Raw genomic sequence first — 17,150 nt, 5'->3', positions numbered from 1 at the left:
CTACACACCATCCGCACACCGACCGCACTAGGCACGCCAGGACGTACAACGGACAGATAGCCGCCGCAGATTCGCCACACGGTGGCGGTTGTGTGGCGGTATCGCCACTTCGGCCACTGTGCGGCGGCACTGCGGTGACACTGTGGCCGTAGAGCGGTCGTTCTACGGCGATAGTGCGTCTGCTGTACGCACAGCGGCCGGTCACTATCCGCTCACTGTCCACTCACGCACCGTGCTGCGGATGCCGTGCGGCGGCACTGTCGCCTGCGAGTGTCCGCACAGCATCCGCACAGAGGCGTGTCTGCCGCGCCAGCTGCACCCTGGCCGCCGAGACGCCACTGCGACGCCGCTGGAACACCATTGACACGCCGCAGAACTGCCACAACCCCGTGACCTGGGCTTCTGCAGACGCTCGCGGCGGCCGGCGACCCCGGCCGCACCGCTCCCGTGATTCTCTACGGCCCGCCAAGAATGGTGCCGGCACCGGGTGAACAATTCTCGGAGCGGTGATATCCATACCCAATCCGCATTTACGCGAATGAGGCGAATTCCGAGCACATGAAATACCCATTCGACGCCCGTTCCGGGAGTCATGTGCCCACCAGAAACGGCGCCGGAAACGAGCACTGCGTGCCCAATTCTGTTTGCCGTCCCCGAGATACTCCCGCACCGATACGAAGCAGCTTCTGCGGCGCACGTGGGGCCAGGTGAACCATGCACGGATGGGTGACCTGGCGGCCCCGGACGCTGCGCGCCGGAGCCGGTCGCAGAAGAGCGCTGCGACCTACCCACGTGCGCCGCAGAAGCCGCCCTGTTCCCGTCAGCCGGCCGCAGGATCCTGCGGCCGGGGAAGGCGGCCGCCGCCGGCAGCCACCCCGCGGCCGCCCTGTGCCGACCTGTGCCGCTCACGCGACCCCAGCCCAGCATTGTGGCTCCCACGGAAGCGGCTACGGCGGCCGCTTCTGGCGCTCTCGGTGGCGGCCACGGGCCGCCGCTGTGACACCAATCGGCAGCCCCCTACGGCGGCCGCGCAGTCGTGACGTCACCCCCTCCCCCAGACCCCCTCTCCGGAGCCGTCTGCGCCCGGTCCCAGACGGTGCTCCCACCGCCTGCGGGGGCTGGCCGCAGGTCCCTCGACCGGACGGCGGCCGCCGGTGACAAGAGCCCGCAGCGAGCCGGTGACGAGAGCCCTGTGACCGCGCGGTGGCACCGCACTGCCCGAGCCGATCGGGGTCACCCAGCCCGCTCCTGACGCACCCGTGCACCCCTCTCGCGGGGCCTCCGAAGCAGCCGTGCGACACCGGCGGCACCGGGGATCGAGACGGACGAGAAGACCTCGACACAGGCTCGGCCACCCGCTCCTGCGGCGCGGGATGGGGACGCGCCTGACGGCGCTGCGAGACCACACCTGCCGTCGCCGGCCGCTGCGGCTACGTGTCGTCGTGGGGCCCTCACCGGCGCCAGCTGCTCTTCGAGACGCGCTCACGCGCGGGCACCGGACCCACGACACCACTGCGCCTTCGCGGATGTTGTGTCAGCGCGCGAGCACGCATGCCCTGAGACGGCGCAGACCCAACGAGGAAGCCGCGGCTGACGCCACGGCCCACGGCTGCGCCTTGCTTGGCACGGCCCGCTGGCGCGACCCGTGTGACCCTGACGCCACTACACCGATGCGGCCCCGCCGCTTGCTGCGCTCCCCGGCGGTTCCGGGCCACAAACCCGCCTCCGGCGCATTTGCGTCATGCGCGTCAGTGACGTAGATCATAGGGCGCAAAACGCACCCGCTTCTTACTGGGGAAACCTGAAATCGACGCCGCTCTTGCGACCCCCTGTATCGAGGGTGTCTCACGTTCCTGCGACGGGTCGCAAGACCGGCGAAAGTTGCCTGTTTCCCCAGATCGCCAACTACGCAAGCTCCCCTCGCTGACGCTCGGAGCCGCTTACTATGGCTCGAATCAAAAAGGGCATAAGGAGTCGTGACGCACTTCGGGTTTCGTTCGCTTCGCTCACTACACCCTTCGTTTGCCCGGCAGAGCCGGGACGACCTCCTCGGCTGGCGCCTCGTCGCCCTCGCTGCGCGAGGGTCCTTATCGCCGCCAGGGCTCTCTCGGGCGGCCGCGGGCGGCCTTCTCGTTCACTCCTGACGACGACCCCTGCGGGGTGCCCGATCCGCCGCGGCCTGTGTCCGGACCGGTGCTCGGCGCTGCGCGCCTGCGGCCCTTCCCGGGGTGGTTGCTCGCTCGCTCCCAACCACTGCTGCCGCTGCGTCGTGCCGACCTGGTTCGCGCCCCTGGCGCGCTCGTCTGCGACGGGTGGGGCCGGCTGCCCGGTGGCCCGCCCTGCTGCGCTCCGCTGGCACGGCAGGGGTGTCACCCCCCGGTGACCGGACCTCGATGCGCGGGTAGCTCGCTCGCTCGCCACCCGGGTGGACGCGACCCGGTCGCGAAGGATGTTCCGACACTGCTGTCGCAGTGGTCGGACGTCCCCCGGGGCGACACCGGTGACGGATCCAGGGATCCGGGTGCCGACGTGGCAGCCCCGCTCGCCGGACTCCTGGAGTTCACGAGCCCGTCGCCGGGACACGGGGGCAGGGGTCGGTGCCGGTGCCTCGGGTCGATCTGGCACCCCTGTCGCGCGGCGATCCGGCACGAGTGAATTGGTGACGTCACCGGCCCTGTCGGGTGGCCTGATTCGGCCGCCTGGCGGTGCTCGCCGGCCGGGTGTCGGCCGGGCTGGCGAGGGTGGCCGGTGCGGCCCCGGAGTCGGGGTGGATTTGGGGGCGGTGGACACTCGCGGAGTGAGCACCCGGAGGGTGCTGTGGGGGCGAGCGCGCCACCGGGGTGGGCCCGGGTGTGTTCACCCTCGTCGCGGGCCGGTCGTGTCGGATCGGCGGTGGTGTGGGCGCCTCGTCCGGGTGGACGTGGCGGTGTGGCAGGTTTGTCGTGAGGGCTGCCGGTAGTGCGTCTGTGCCAGGTATCCGGGCTCGGATTCGCCGGGCGATACAGCGGCGCTTTCTCTGTCGCCCAACGACCCCACGCGGTGTCGGCGGGATGCGGTGGAGGGAAACTCGATCTCGTTACTTCGGAAGAAATTTCGGGACTCTGTGAATGTCTTTTGTTTCCCACTGTTTTCGGTTCTCGGGTGCCGTTGCTTCGATTCTCTCCGCCGCTCGCATGCCCCGGCACCGGGATTGCCGCCAGGTGCAGTCCGCGGTCTCCGCTTCGGCGCGTCGTTGAATTCACCACCAGCTGTTCGTAATCGAGGTTCCTGGATTGTTCATCGGAAACTCCCACGCCACGGATCGGGCGCCGGACACGGTCAGAGGGAGCATCGGCTCGGATCGGCGAAAACCCTTCCCTGGAAGGAAATTCCGCGCTTCCCTCTGTTGCGTATCGGTTGGGGGTGCTACACCAGAAGGAGGACTACGAGATCTGATCGAGGATCGAGGGAATCCGTTATGGCCGACATGACATGTTCACGCGCAGTGCTGCTTCACCTCGATGCGGCGGCACTGACCGACCGTCAGCAGCTGCTGCTCGAGCGGTCTGCTGGCACCTCTCGCGCGGTGTACAACTGGGGCTTGGCCACTATCAACGAATGGGAAGCACGGCAGTATGCGTGGCTGCGCGAGCGCGCCCGCGCGGTCACCCGTACCGAGGGCGAGGCGCAGACCCTGCTTGGCGATGTGGACTGGCGTAGGGGGTCGCTGCTTCAGGCGCCCCAGGACTTGCGTCGGCGTCCCAACAGGACCTCGCTCGGTCGTCGGTTCACCGAACTCACCCGCGACCCGAACAGCCGATTCCACTGGTGGCACGCCGAGAACCACGGCGTCCCCCGACACGCCATGAGTACCGCGCTCGGCAACCTCGACACCGCGATCGTCCGCTACTGGGACCGTGCCAGGTCTCCAGACCGGCCACCACGCAAGCCACGCAAGGACGGCCGTCCCGCCGGATGGCCACGGTTCAAGAAAAAGGGCCGTTCGAAGGACTCGTTCGCGATCTTCAACCTCAGCGTCACCGGCCGCCGTACCGATCCGTGGAAGGTGATCGAACAGGGCCACCGGATTCGTGTCCCCAACCTTGGTTCGCTGCGGGTACACGAGAACACCCGTCGGCTGCGTCGCTGGATCCAGCGTGGTGCTATCCCCAAATCTGTTCGATTCGTCCGGCGCGGCACCGGATGGACGGTCAGTATCGTCCTCGATGTTCCTGCCGAGGTGATTTCGGCGCCGGTGACCACCCGGCGGCAGCGGACCGCCGGAGCGGTCGGCGTCGATGTGGGAGTGCATTCGCTGGTCGCGCTGTCGACCGATGAACTGACCGCCGGCTACCCATCTGCCGCCTTCTGGCAGCGTCTGCGCCGACTTCAACGCCGTGCCGCCCGGCAGCGCGGCCCCACCCATGAGCAGGGCCCCTCGGCAGGATGGGTGGAGACCACCCGCAGGATCGCGCGGTTGCAGCGCGTCGACGCGGTCCGACGTCGGGGACGTTTGCATGAGGTGACGAAACGGATCGCGATCGGCTTCGAGACGGTCGGAATCGAAGATCTGGCGGTGGCTGGGATGACAGCCGCCCCGCACCCCAAACCCGACCCCGACCACCCGGGCAGCTTCCTGCCCAACAGTCGGCGTTCCAAGGCCGGCCTGAACCGGTCGATCCGCCGCGCCGGGTTCAGGGAGCTTCGTCGACAACTTCACTACAAGACGTCGTGGTACGGCGCATGCCTGGTCATTGTCGACAGGTTCGTGCCGACCTCGAAGACCTGCTCAGGCTGCGGCGCAGTAAAAGCCACGCTGCGTCTGTCCGAGCGGGTGTATCACTGCGAGCAGTGCGGCCTAGTCCTCGACCGTGATCTCAACGCTGCCCGCAACATCCGTTCACTCGCCCTCACCCCGTCGCCCGTGGATACGGCCGACGTTAAACGCTGCGACACCCCAACACCTAGCCGGTCACGGCCGGCCCGGTGTTGGGGTCCGGCAGACCTGCCGAAAGGCAGGCCAACAGAGGCCAGCAATGGACCTCCCGCCCCCACTCCGTGATACCGGGAACTGATCGGGAACCGTTGCAGTCGAGTGCATCTCACCAGATCAGGAAGCATCTCACTCGCGTGTACGGGGTCGGTCCCATGTTCGAGCTCTTCGGCGCGAGAATCAATCTCACCCGCGTGTACGGAGACGGTCCTATAGACAAGGGGACCCTGGAAGAGGACGTTCTCGCCTCGTTCGTCCCAGGCGGTCACGTCGATCCGGAGCGCCAACGACTTCCCGCCCGAACTGTCCTAGATCAGGTTCGAGGTAGCCTCGCATGTATGGCCACGTCACGGCAGTCGGACCTGGATATTGCCAAGAGGCTGATCCTCGACTCACTGGTCGTGGTCGACTCCACGGAGGTCGCCCGGATTCTGGCACCGGCCGCTGCCTCGACCCCCAGTGTCGCCCAAGAGCACCGGCAGGCAGGCGATCTGATTGGCCTGCCCGTCGGCGCCCGCCCGAACTACCTGTACCCGGTCTTCCAGTTCGACACCTGCCGGCACCGGATCTACGACGTCGTCCGTCACGCGAACCGACGCCTCTACGTCGGCGCAGACCCTTACGGTTCCGCGAGTTGGTGGCTGACCGCGACCGACATGCTCGACGGGAACAGCCCGCTCGAGGACCTCGAAGCGGGACAGTTCACCGAGATCGCTGTCGACAACGTGATCGACCACGCCCGACGGGGGATGTGAGCTTGCGACGTACTGTGTCGGGCAGCCCTTCACGGGGGAACTGGCGGTGGTCTCCTGGGCCGACGAGACCAGTAACGACATGCGCAACCTGTCACCGCGGTGGCCTCCAGTCCTCGATGCCTATCGATCCTGGGGTAGAGGGCATTTCAACGAATCGCTGCGACAAGACGTGATAGGGGTGAAGGCTGGCATGCAGGGGCTCCCCACCGCCGATCTGGAGTGCGTCGCACAGTCCTGTGAGGCGGTTGAGGGTGCTCTGCGGAAGTGGGATGGGCGTGAGTGACGAGAACGAGTATCGACTCGACAGCGTAGATCCCGAAAATTGTCCCGCTCGCGACGCACGGCACTTCCGGGCGATCCTGGCGGCGCGCGGCGGATCCGACACCGACTTGTTCAACGCTGTCCGCGCAGCGCGGGAGGCCGGTGATGGCTGGGTTGCGATCGCCGTCGCCCTTGACGAGACGGTCCTCGAGGTCAAGGCGCAGTACGGGTTTCTCGACGATGAACCGCCGTCGCTGAAGCCAGTGGAGGAGATCATCGCCCACGCCGACGAGTACAGCCGCATGTTCGAGGATTGGGAGCCGACACCTGCGGAGTGGGCCGTCGCATGGCGTGACATCAGGGCGCTGCGTCTACTCCGGGCTGCGGTCCGCGCACGGTCCGAGGTGGCGTTCGTCGGCGGTATCTGGGCGGCCCGTAATGCGCAGTATGACTGGAGCACGATCGGTTCCGAATTGGGTGTCACCGGCCGAATCGCGAAGGAGCGGTACGGGCATCTCGCCGATACCGACAAAGACAAGTTGCGTCGACTGTTATGGGAGGACTCGGAGTACATCGAACGCCATGACATCGGACAGCAAGCCGGATGGGATGCCGCCGCCGCACACGCAGCTGCCGCGGGACCGGACGATGCAGACGCTTGGCTCACCCTGCCGCCGTCCGAGCGGTTCCCGGCCTCGTACAAGCAGGGGTTCAAATCCGGTTGGCGGGATTGGTTCGCCATGATGACCGGAAACTGACCGGCCACCTGGCTGAGGCGATCTTGGCGGCCGACACCGGCGAGGATCACGGTGCCGTCCCCGCACCGGACGCTGCGTGAACCCGAAACGCGGCAACCGGGTCGCTCCACCCGCGGCCCCTGCCAGCGAGTGGGAGCTGCGGCTCGCCACCGCCGATGCGGTCAAGGTCTGGGACGCGAGGTGCCAGCAGGCGCTGGCGAACACCCTCACCGCCTGGAACGAGCTGCGCTCAGGCCCCTCCACTCCGCCGTTGACAACGCGGTTCGGCCGGGGTGGCGAAAGGGGGCTGTGCGCTCCCGTGGCCCCTCGAATCCGGGTGAGTGTGGGGGCTGGGTACCTCGTCAGTCCTGTTCGTTGTGGGGACGTCGGTCGGCCCGCTGCTCTCCGATCGGCCCGAGAGACCGGGCGAAGTCGGCGAGGTCTATCACCGCCTGCTCGATGTCCGAATGATGAAGCCGGTGATCGAGTTCGGAGTAGAACGCATCCTCGGAATCGAGAGCACGCCGGTCGTATTCACGAAGCCGAAGGAGGTCATCGATGGGGATCAAGGCGGCCACTGGCTGATCGTTCGCGCCGATGACCATTGGTTCTGGCAGACCTTCAGCGAAGCGGGCGACCATCCCGAGAACCAAACCGGGAGCCTGCTCCAGGGGAATGAGGTTGAAGGATCTGTCGGCGTTCTCGACAGACGGGTCGTGAATGTTGTTGTTGGGCATGGTGTTGCCTTTCGGTGTTGTGTTACAGCTGAGTGCTGAGGTCGCGAATCGGGCGGAAGCCAGACACTCAAACCGTCGGATCGATAAGGGTTCTGACTCGACCAAATCCGACCAGGGGTGACCGTAGTTCTCCGGCCCTTGTGAGCAGTAGACCAGGGCCAGACGCAAGGCAACAGGGGGCAGTCTCCGCGGACACCTGCCCGGCACAGGTATCCCGCAGCGTGGAGAAGCGTTGCCTGTCTCCCGGCGATGGTGCCGATGCGGTTTCTCGCCCATATGAAGAAGTGTTCGGCCGGATGAAGAAGTGTCCGGCCGGGCGCTGGCCCTTACGTTGTCTTCGAATCCAGTCATGGTCAACACCTGTGAGTGATGCCCGACTCGCCGACATCGCTCAATCTGTGGTCGGCAGCTGGTACCAGTAGAGAATGTCGCTGTCCTCGCCGTTGAGTCCCCGTCAGCTCGATATCTTGCGGTGGATCGCGGACGGTTGCCCGCCGCGTGAGTGGTCCGATCACACCTACAAGACCACGGCGCTTTCTCTGCAAAACAGGCGTCTTGTCGCGGTGTCGAAGAAAGACGGGTGGAGCGCCGTCATCGAGCCCGCCGGCCGGTACTACCTTGACCACGGCGTCTACCCCGATGACCACTTCTCGGCCAAGAAGCACCGCCGCCTTCCCTCCCCTCGAACGACGCCCATACCGAAGCCGGCGGTGCCGGGGCCGCCAGCGGTCTCGCCGCCCGAACTGGTGGAGAGACTGCTCGTCGACGGTCGTATCGAGCTCGCATCCCCGACCCAGGCCGAACGCGCAGCATGGCGCCGCGCCATCCACGCGGCGTTGGGGTCCGGGCTCATCCCCGACGGGAAATACCTGCGGCACACCGGCCGCGATCGAGGACCACTGGCCATCTACCTCGACGATCAGCCCCCGATCCCGACTCCCCGCCGCCCAGTACCGGTGCCGACCGAGGTCGACGAACAAAACCCTGCGGTGCGGCTCCTGTTGGCCGAACCGCCCAGGCTGGGGGTCTCCGAACAGGCACGTCCTCGTGCCTTGCGCATCATGCAGGCGTTGGCCACCGAAACCCTGCGCCGCGGATACCAGCTGGAACTCCACCCCGATGGTTCTCCGGGATTCCAGCTCCAACGCCACGGATACACCCAGCGCTACGTGCTCGGCGAAGAGGAAGACAAGGTCGACGAATACCCGGCCGACGAGGTGGCGAGTGCGAAGTACTCCTGGCAACGGGTCAGCGCCCGCACGGTGACGGTGCCCTCCGGCCGACTGATCCTGCACTACGACCAGAAATGGGGCGTTCGCCGGTGGGCGGATCGCACCCGCTGGACTCTCGACGACAAACTCCCCGAAATCCTCGACGACTTCGAACGGCAAGCACAGGACAACCTCGACAGAACCCTCGCGCATGAGGCGGAAGAACAACGACTCGCACGTCTCTGGCGCACCGCCCGCACGGATGCGCGCCGCCAGCTCACACTCGCGCACAACCGTGCCCGTGTTCTCTCTCAACTCGACGACCTCGACCACGCGCGCCGGCTGCGCGCCTACGCCCAGGACCTTGAAGAACTCCTCGACAGGTGCAAGAACCCGGGGACTGCCAGCGAGATCCGCGGCTGGCAGCTGTTCGTCTCTACTGAGGCTGATCGCCTCGACCCGCTCCGGCACGTCGAGCTCCAGCGATGGGACGAGCCGGACGCCACCGACGACGACCTCGACCCATACATGCCCTCCGACATGGATGCCGCCTACCCACCGACCCCCAGATCGAGATTCCGCTAGCCGTGCCGAATCGTCCGAGAAGGATCTAGCGCACCTCGTCGACCGGAACGCCCAACCGCCGCTCGAGGTCGTGTGCATCGGCGGAGAACCCGGCCTGACGCAACCGATCGGCAGCCTGCTGCACCAGCCCTCCCAGTCTCAGCACTTCCTCCCGCAGCGCCACCAGTTCGTCCTGCCGCTCGACTGCCGCGCTGCCACACCACTCCCGCATCAGCGCCCGGCGAGGTGCGCCGTACTCGACGTCCACCTCCCGGCAGATCTCCGCAGACATATGGCGGACGTCGTCCCGACTCCGGCCGCGCGTGTAGTAGCCGTGAATAGCTTCCTGCTGTGCTTTTTGGTCATCGACCGCGACCTGCTCCAACAACCGGTCGGCGAACTTGACTGCCGCCCGCCGTGACACCAGCTCGGTGATCACCCAGGAGGCAACCAGCGTTGACCCCAGCTCGAAGGAACGCGGATCCGCTCGAAGCTCCACCTCCGGGATGTCCAGCAGCTCCGAAAGTCGTGTGACGTCATGGATCTTGATCACACCGGAATCCGCGTTGTAGCCGCACTCTGCGATATCGGCGTCGATGCCGGCGTCGAAGATCTCCCACACCACCGAGTCTTCTATGCAGTTCCTGCCCGGCGACGGCTCTCGAACAGCCGCCCACCGGGCCTCGTCAGCAACGAAGTTCTCGACGCCGCTCCACACCACCTTCAACCGGGTCGGCGGCACCCACTCCTGCCGTCCCTCGAACTCCTCGTCAACCCATCGAATCTGAACCCGAGCCGGCCGTTGCGTTCCCACTTTCAGTACCTCGACCTCGACCAGCGGGTCCACGGCCCGTGCACGGTATGCGTAACGCTCACCGACGACTGCATCGTCACGATCCATTTAGGGCTCCTCGCGCGGCCGTTCTCCGTCGGACGCCACGCTATCTCTAGAGCGACTCGGGCGTTCCTCTGAACGGTGACGCGAATTCGTCAGGTAAAGCGTGGTTTCTGGAGGTTTCGCCAGCGTGCGCTGCAGTGTCGTAGGCGTGCGCCCTGCGCGCTGGCCGAACAACCCCGCGGCCCACCCGGCGGTGCGGAGTCCTCACGGACATCCAAATGCGCGCTGAGGCGGCCTTTTGCCGGAGACGCTGCGGGAAAGGAAATTCCCGTCTGTGATCGCGCAGAAAGTAGGAGTGGCGAGGTGGCGGAGTGGGGGAAGCGGGTTTTGGCGATGCCGCCGTCTCGAGGTGTCGGGGGCCGAACCTACGATTCCCGACATGGCCAAGCCGAAGAAGTCGAAACAGCGACAGGGCGTGCTGACGGAGCATGACCTCAAGAGGTTCGCTCACCTACGCGCAGATCCGAAGCGGCTCGACGAGACGCTCCAGAAGCTGAAGGCCCGCACGGAGAGCGGATTGGCGGTGCAAGCCGAACTGGACGCACTCGCCAAGCTCGAAGCGTTCCGCAACCATGCCGAGCGGGTGCGATCCGGTCAGCCCACCAAGCAGGACCGCAAGGACATGAAGAACCTACGGGGCCGCCGAACCGCCGGTGGCAAGGCCACCGGCGGCAAGGAGGACCTCCAGAAGGTCTTCGACGAACTGGGACGAAGCCGCATCCGCGCAGCCAAGGCCCGAACGGGCCGGCCAACATCGACCGTGGGGGTCCGCCGGGTCGTCAGCGGTGGTGCCCCCAGCCTCAGCCACCGCCACTGAAACCTTGAGACGCCCACTCGTCGGGTTTGTCGATCGCTGGGCTGGTGTGCTGGTCGTCCTTCTGGCGATCGTTGCTCTTCGCTGTTCCCCTGGCGGTCCTTGGATGGATCGCTGGCACCTTGCAGCAGGCCACTCTCCGCCTGGAACGGGACTGCTGCAAGATCAGGTGACAGGATGACCTGCCCCACGGTTTGGTTTCCTCGCCGGCCCCCGCCGTCCGAGTACCCGCATCAGTAGGTCTTCGGACTGGCTGAGGCGGCGCAACAACGCCACCCGAGCTCGAAACTTGTTCGACGACGACCGGCTTTGCGAGTGGTCGACTTGGCGGAGTGACCTCCGGGCGGCCGATTAACTTCTGAGACGCCGCAACCTGGTTGAACCCGGCCGCCGACATCAGGATGCTGACCGTGTCACTGAGAAGGTTGTGCGATAGACACGCTCGTTTGGGACGGCCACAGCCCGTGAGAACGATCGGTGGCTCTGCGATGCTGTCGAGCATTGAAGAAGATGAGCATCTTCTGCGCTCGGGCGGCCGCAGCAGTCGCGCTGACGTTGGCGGGCTGCAGCAGCGAGGAGACCACGACCAACAACACAGCGAGCACGACGAGCACGCAGCCGCGGGCGGCGAGTGTCGGGAGACGGTGCGTTTCAGAGACGGCGGCGAGGAGTCGCCCGGTCAGGCACCGGCGGCCCAGCAGATCGCTGAGGGCGTGACGCTGCCCGAGGGTGTTTCGATTGTGGCGGCGTTTGTCCGCGAGGAGCAGGCGGGGCCTACTGCGCCGCCTCGATCTTGACCGTCAGCCCTACAGCTGCAGTCACCTTAACGAGGGTCCCGACCGATACGTCATCACCGCGTTCGATACGCGCGATCGTCGGCCGGGACACCCCTGCTGCGTCACCCAGTTGGGTCTGAGACCACCTGCGTTCACGGCGCGCGCCCCGGACAGCGTCGCCGACGGAAGCCAGGCCCATGGCTGGATCGGTCATGGCTCCTCCGCAGGCTCCACAGGTCTGTACTTCCAGCCGCGGGCTTGTGCCATTGCCAGCATCGTCTTCGCGGCGAGCAAGCACGCTCCCTTGTCGGTGGGGGGTACGTCGTTGAAGTCGATATGGCCGTGGTCATCTGGACGATCGTCATTCATCGAGTCGTCCCACACGGTGAGTGGCGTTCGGTCTTCGCTGCCTGCGGGCGACTTGATCTCGACGGACTCGACTTCTTCGACGGTCACGGCCAGGACGCCGACCGGAGGTGTATACGATTTTCCCGAGGCGTCACACCGAGCTCTTATCGAGGTGGCTCGGGCCAAGTACGCCTGCTCGGGAGTTGTTACGTCGCCGCGTACGACAGACATGCGATTGAAGTCTTTTTTGTCCGCACTACTGAGGTTGAACGCTTGCGGATCGACTACACCGTCGATGCACCAGGCATCAATGATTGGGCGCAAAAGTTCCGTCTCACCGACGTCAATCCGTTCACGTCTCGGCACACCTACGTCCTCACTCATCGGCGTCGTCCTCGGCCAACCACGTCGCGAGTCGATCGGTTATGTCGGCGTCTCGGGGCACCGCTGCGTCCTGGAATGTCCCCGCTGCCACGTCGGCGGTGTGAATGTAGAGCGCACCTGAGGGCTCCACTTCGATCGACAGCTGATTCTCGGCGTCGGGCCAGTAGAATCGAACACCGCCTTCTTCGGTCGGGAAGATCGATTTCGTGACATTCCCGAGATCCGTCATCGCGTCGATGACCTCAGCGCCTCGACTAATCACCAGTGTCGAGATAGCTTCTCCTGCATCGCCGTCGAACCAGCCATCCTCAAGGGAAGCCAACGCGCCGAGTACCTTCCGTGCGGTTCGCGCGTCCTCGGTCAGGTCAACGTCGTTCCCGGCATCCTGGGCTTTGCGATACCGAGTGTGGATTGCATCCGCAGCGATGTCAGTGATCGCCTCGAGGAACGCTGGATCGGTCATGTACGACTGGATCTCCTGCGTCTCCTTGACCGTCTTCAGTACCGCGAGACCGACAGCGCCGCTGAATCCTTCAGAAGCCTTGAGCTGAGCGATGGTGTTGTTCTTCGCCATTGCCACAGCATTTTCGTTCGCGTCGAGGAAACCCCAGAACGTCGTGATGAACCCGGACACGCTCTCCGGGCTCACATCGACACCCTTCGCCTGGAACATCTCGTTTACCTTGTCGATGGCCTCGGCAAGCGGCCCCCGCGGCGGTGTCGCGCCGCCGCCTTTGTGCTCTCCATCGAAGGTGGGCAACTTGATTCCGTCACTGTTGCCCTCACTCAGCGAGTAGTCCTCACCGATCGCGGACGGTACGAGCTTCACACCCGAGAGCTGCACGCCCTCCAAGTAGCTGTCGTCGTAGTCGTCGCCATCGGCGTGCAGGTTGCGCGCCAGGAGCGTGGCCAGGATCGCACGGCGGGGCAGGTCCGCGTCCTGGTAGTCGACAATCTGGCTGAGGAACTGCCAGGCGTTGCGGTAGCTGATCACGTCAGCGCGGAACTGCTGAAGTTCCTCGCGCTTCGCCTTGTCCTTGCCGAGCACTGCCTGTCGCATCTGACCGTTCCAGCGATTCTTGATCGGCGCGAGGGACTTCGCGATTGCCTCCCCGCCTGAATAGGTGAGGAAGGCGTCAGCGACGGCGTCCATCTCGTCATGCGAGTACATGTCGGCGGTGTCGAGGCGTTCACCGAGCGTGTACAGAGCGTTCGGGTCGACGTCTCCCTCGACGTGGGCGTCGGAGTAGTAGAGCTTGAAGTCCTTCTGGATGCTCGCCGGCGAGTTCCGGAAGTCCACGACCATCGGCGCGGTCTTGCCCGGGTAAGTGCGGTTGAGCCGAGAGAGTGTCTGGACGGTCGCGACGCCAGAGAGCTTCTTGTCGACGTACATCGCCATTAACCGTGGCTCGTCGAAGCCGGTTTGGAACTTATTGGCAACGATGAGCACGCGGTTCTCGCTTTCCTCGCGGAACGTGCGGGCGACGTCGCTGCGGTCGTTGAGCGAGACCTCGGTGACGGATTCGCCGGTGTCCTCATCGGTGAGTGAACCGGAGAAGGCGACTAGGGTCTTCATGTCGGTGTAGCCCTGCTCGTCGAGGTAGGAATTCATCTTCTTCGACCATCTGAGCGCCTCGATGCGTGAACTGGTGACGACCATCGCCCTTGCCTCGCCGCCGAGCACATCCATCACGTTCCGCCGGAAATGCTCGATGACGACACGGACCTTCTGCGCGATCGCCGTCGGGTGCAGCCGGGCGAACCGGACGATGTTGGTGACCGCCTCGCCGGTGTTGACTCGGATCTCGGTCTCGCCCTCCAAGGTGTTCTTCACCCGTAGGAACATGTCGTAGGTCGAGTAGTTGGTGAGAACGTCGAGGATGAAGCCCTCCTCGATCGCCTGCGCCATCGTGTACGTGTCGAAGGCTTCCCACCGTCCGTCGCGCTCAGTGCCGAACAGTCGCAGCGTCTTCGCCTTGGGAGTCGCGGTAAGCGCCACGAACGTGATGTTGCTAGACGCAGCGATCGCCGAGTCCTTCGCCAGCAGCAGGTCGTCGGCGCTGATGTCCTCATCGTCCGGATCGAGCTCAACGTCGACCAGCAGCTCCTTCAGCTTCTTCGCTGCGGACCCTGACTGCGAGGAGTGCGCTTCGTCTGCGATCACCGCCCACCGCCGGCCGCGCAGCTCTTCGCTGTCCTCGATCAGCTTCATGACTTCCGGGAACGTCTGGAGGGTGCAGGTGATGATGTGGTCGCCCTCGACGAGCGCCTTCCTCAGCTGGGGTGACTTCGCCCCAGACTTCTCCCCGACGGTGACTACCAATCCCTTGCTGGACTGCACCAGGTTCATGTCGTGTCGGATGTTCTCGTCGAGCACATTGCGGTCGGTGACGACGATGACCGAGTCGAACGTCGACTTCGAGTCCGCGCTCATATGCCGGATTAGCCGGTGACTGAGCCACGCGATCGTCTTCGTCTTGCCGGAGCCCGCGGAGTGCCAAATCAGGTAACGCTTCCCGGTCCCATTCGCCTCGATGTCGTCGACGACTCTCTCGACGGCGCGTAGTTGGTGGAAACGCGGGAACACCAGCCGACCGTCCTTCTTGCCGGACTTGCTCGGCTCGAACAGCGCGAAGTCCTTCAGGATGCGCATAAACGATGGGCGGGCGAGGATCTCACGCCAAAGGTAGTTCGTCGACGATCCGGTGTCTGAAGGCGGATTGCCCTCGTGGCCTTCGTTGCCCTGATTGAAGGGCAGGAACACGGTGTCCTCGCCCTCCAGCTTCGTGGTCATGTAGACGAGGTCATTCGACACCGCGAAGTGCACCAGCGCGCGACCGGGCACCAGCAGTGCCCGGTTCTTTCCCGGCCGGCGGTCTTCCTTGTACTGACGGATTGCATGGTTGACCGTCTGGGTGTTGTCGGTCTTCAGCTCCAGCGTCACTACCGGCAGGCCGTTCGCGAGGAGCACGACGTCAATGGTCTCGGTGGTCGCGGTGTCGAAACGCACCTGCCGCAGGATGCGCAGGCGCACCGCGTCGGCAGCCTCCACGACCTCGGTGAGGTTCGGGTTCGCCGGCGGGAAAACCATCATCGGCCCGAACTTCGCGGCGGGGCGGCCGACCTGGGCATAAGTGAAGCCCTTGCGCAGGACACCGAGGAGGCCGCCGACCGGGTGGCCGGTGGTGGCGTCCATCTTCGTCGCCTTGGCGAGCTCTTTGGTGATGTGCTGCAACAGCTTCCGCTCGGCGTCGGTCTGTTGTCTGCCGACGAGGTCTGCAGGCACGGCCTTCTCGTACTCGTCCGGGTACTGGGTTGTGAGCCAGTTCAGAACGTCGGCGGGGGCCATCGCCAGACCGATGTCCCAGCCGGTCGGTTTGCCCTCATTCTCGTATAGCCATCCACGTTCCGCGAGCTCGGTGCAGAGGTTGCGCTCGAACTCCAGCTCCATCAGCTGCGCATCGCTCATCATGCGACCTCTTTCCGGCCGGTGACGACGTCGGTGATCAACGCCACGCGGCGTTCGATGAGCAGAGCCTTGAGGCTGGCGACCTTGGCAAGCATGGCATCGATCTTCCCCGTGATCTCGTCGAGTCTGACGATGGAGACCCGCTGCGTCTCAATGCTCACGAATGGAACATGCTGCTGCCCGAGCCGCGAACGAGGGATTCGCTGCCGGGTGGAGCCGCCTTGCAGACTCTCGACCAGGCTGCGAAACCTTCGACTATTGAGAACGTAAGCAAGGTACTCGGGGAGGATCTTGCTCGTATCCGGGCGAAGGACTGCAACATCTACCACCGTGATCGATCGTCCTAGACCCTCAGGGAGTATGCACGCCCGGCTGATGGGTTCGGGCATTCGTGCAATTAGGACGTCGCCAACAGACAACTCTTTACACTGTAGGCGGTCGAACGCCTCCTGATTAACGTGGCGATCAGACTTGTCAAGAAACCTCCCCACGCCTATATCGGCGAGCTGAAGAAGCCGGATTTCTCCTTCGGGATCCTGGTCCTTACTCTCCACCCAATCGCCGTCAAAAAACTGTGCTGGATCCGATGCGAACGCGAGGGGAATGGATCCCGCGTGGTAATGTGGTGCAATCTCGTCCGAGATGGCGATTCCGCGACGCGCTTCCAGCTTCGCTGCGAGTTCGTCTAGCTTTTCGACTATTAGGTCAATCTCGCCTGTTTCTCGATCAAGGTAGTCAGCGATGCACGCTTGTTCGTCCAGAGGCGGCAGCGGTACCGGGGTTGCATCCAGTACGGTCTTCGTAACTCGTTGAGCGTTTGGCCGCACCCCCGTGGCGATAGCCGAGAAATATCCGACATACCGCGAACTGCGGAAGAGATGGTGTACGTAGCGTGGCTCGAAACTATCGGATATCTGGAACACCTTGTAGTCAGGACTGATGTGCCCGGTTAGCGACGATACGCCGATACCCCCATGATTTAGCCACATCATATTCGCGGCAAGCTGATTAGGGTGAACCGCGCGATACTTCGAAACGTCAAGCGAGGCCTTCTGGCCATCCGTCCTCGTGTTTACTTCAACGCCTCGATATTCCGAGATTGAAAGCAATTTACCGACAGGATTCGAGCCGTTCCTCTCGTCGCTCTCTGTGAAGTGATAACCAAACTTGGTCACCCCCCAATGGGATGGAATTCCGTATGCCGGCGAGTGGGGGGAATTGCCG

The 17,150-nt window shown here is 64.7% G+C and carries 12 protein-coding genes; 6 read left to right on the top strand and 6 right to left on the bottom strand.

The window, feature by feature from the left end:
* Nucleotides 1–3,457 precede the first annotated feature (3,457 nt).
* The 3 genes from C8K36_RS19950 (at nt 3,458) to C8K36_RS24890 (ending at nt 6,746) form a co-directional block, all read left to right on the top strand.
* Nucleotides 3,458–5,041, top strand: a complete 1,584-nt coding sequence (locus C8K36_RS19950; RefSeq protein ID WP_107986253.1) for an RNA-guided endonuclease InsQ/TnpB family protein — start codon at nt 3,458–3,460, stop codon at nt 5,039–5,041.
* A 269-nt stretch (nt 5,042–5,310) separates the two neighbouring features.
* On the top strand, nt 5,311–5,727 hold the full coding sequence (locus tag C8K36_RS19945) for a hypothetical protein (protein WP_107986252.1): 417 nt from the start codon (nt 5,311–5,313) through the stop codon (nt 5,725–5,727).
* Nucleotides 5,728–6,002: 275 nt separating this feature from the next.
* Nucleotides 6,003–6,746, top strand: a complete 744-nt coding sequence (locus C8K36_RS24890; RefSeq protein WP_181319645.1) for a hypothetical protein — start codon at nt 6,003–6,005, stop codon at nt 6,744–6,746.
* 341 nt (nt 6,747–7,087) lie between these two features.
* Here C8K36_RS24890 and C8K36_RS19935 read toward each other — a convergent pair whose 3' ends face one another.
* The gene (locus tag C8K36_RS19935) at nt 7,088–7,462 is read right to left on the bottom strand and encodes a hypothetical protein (RefSeq protein ID WP_107986251.1); all 375 of its coding nucleotides are present in this window, start codon (nt 7,460–7,462) and stop codon (nt 7,088–7,090) included.
* A gap of 425 nt (nt 7,463–7,887) precedes the next feature.
* On the opposite strand from C8K36_RS19935, the gene C8K36_RS19930 reads away from it, so the two are divergent.
* Nucleotides 7,888–9,258, top strand: coding sequence for a hypothetical protein (locus tag C8K36_RS19930; RefSeq protein ID WP_107986250.1), 1,371 nt, complete (start codon nt 7,888–7,890; stop codon nt 9,256–9,258).
* Between the two features lie 25 nt (nt 9,259–9,283).
* Here the strand turns inward: C8K36_RS19930 and C8K36_RS19925 are convergent, their stop codons facing one another.
* Nucleotides 9,284–10,138, bottom strand: a complete 855-nt coding sequence (locus C8K36_RS19925) for a hypothetical protein (protein WP_107986249.1) — start codon at nt 10,136–10,138, stop codon at nt 9,284–9,286.
* Nucleotides 10,139–10,514: 376 nt separating this feature from the next.
* Here C8K36_RS19925 and C8K36_RS19920 point away from each other — a divergent pair, with 376 nt between their 5' ends.
* The gene (locus C8K36_RS19920; protein ID WP_107986248.1) at nt 10,515–10,952 is read left to right on the top strand and encodes a hypothetical protein; all 438 of its coding nucleotides are present in this window, start codon (nt 10,515–10,517) and stop codon (nt 10,950–10,952) included.
* Nucleotides 10,953–11,437: 485 nt separating this feature from the next.
* The gene (locus C8K36_RS19915) at nt 11,438–11,746 is read left to right on the top strand and encodes a hypothetical protein (RefSeq protein ID WP_107986247.1); all 309 of its coding nucleotides are present in this window, start codon (nt 11,438–11,440) and stop codon (nt 11,744–11,746) included.
* On the opposite strand, the gene C8K36_RS19910 is transcribed toward C8K36_RS19915, so the two are convergent.
* Genes C8K36_RS19910 through C8K36_RS19895 form a run of 4 tightly spaced genes read right to left on the bottom strand, consistent with a single transcriptional unit; the run spans nt 11,724 to nt 17,101 of the window.
* On the bottom strand, nt 11,724–11,924 hold the full coding sequence (locus C8K36_RS19910; RefSeq protein WP_258195511.1) for a helix-turn-helix domain-containing protein: 201 nt from the start codon (nt 11,922–11,924) through the stop codon (nt 11,724–11,726). The two genes, C8K36_RS19915 and C8K36_RS19910, sit on opposite strands and share 23 nt — an antisense overlap.
* Nucleotides 11,925–11,935: 11 nt before the next feature.
* A complete protein-coding gene (locus C8K36_RS19905) occupies nt 11,936–12,457 on the bottom strand; it encodes an endo-1,4-beta-xylanase (RefSeq protein WP_107986245.1) in 522 nt (173 codons plus the stop codon).
* On the bottom strand, nt 12,450–15,926 hold the full coding sequence (locus tag C8K36_RS19900) for a type I restriction endonuclease subunit R (protein WP_107986244.1): 3,477 nt from the start codon (nt 15,924–15,926) through the stop codon (nt 12,450–12,452). The genes C8K36_RS19905 and C8K36_RS19900 overlap by 8 nt, the downstream gene beginning before the upstream one ends.
* Complete coding sequence (locus C8K36_RS19895; RefSeq protein WP_258195506.1) at nt 15,926–17,101, bottom strand: restriction endonuclease subunit S; 1,176 nt, start codon at nt 17,099–17,101, stop codon at nt 15,926–15,928. Before C8K36_RS19895 ends, C8K36_RS19900 begins: the two co-directional genes overlap by 1 nt.
* Between the last annotated feature and the right edge of the window lie 49 nt (nt 17,102–17,150).

It is taken from the genome of Rhodococcus sp. OK519 (genome assembly GCF_003051005.1).
GTDB lineage: Bacteria > Actinomycetota > Actinomycetes > Mycobacteriales > Mycobacteriaceae > Prescottella.
This window is presented reverse-complemented; position numbering and strand designations above follow the sequence as displayed.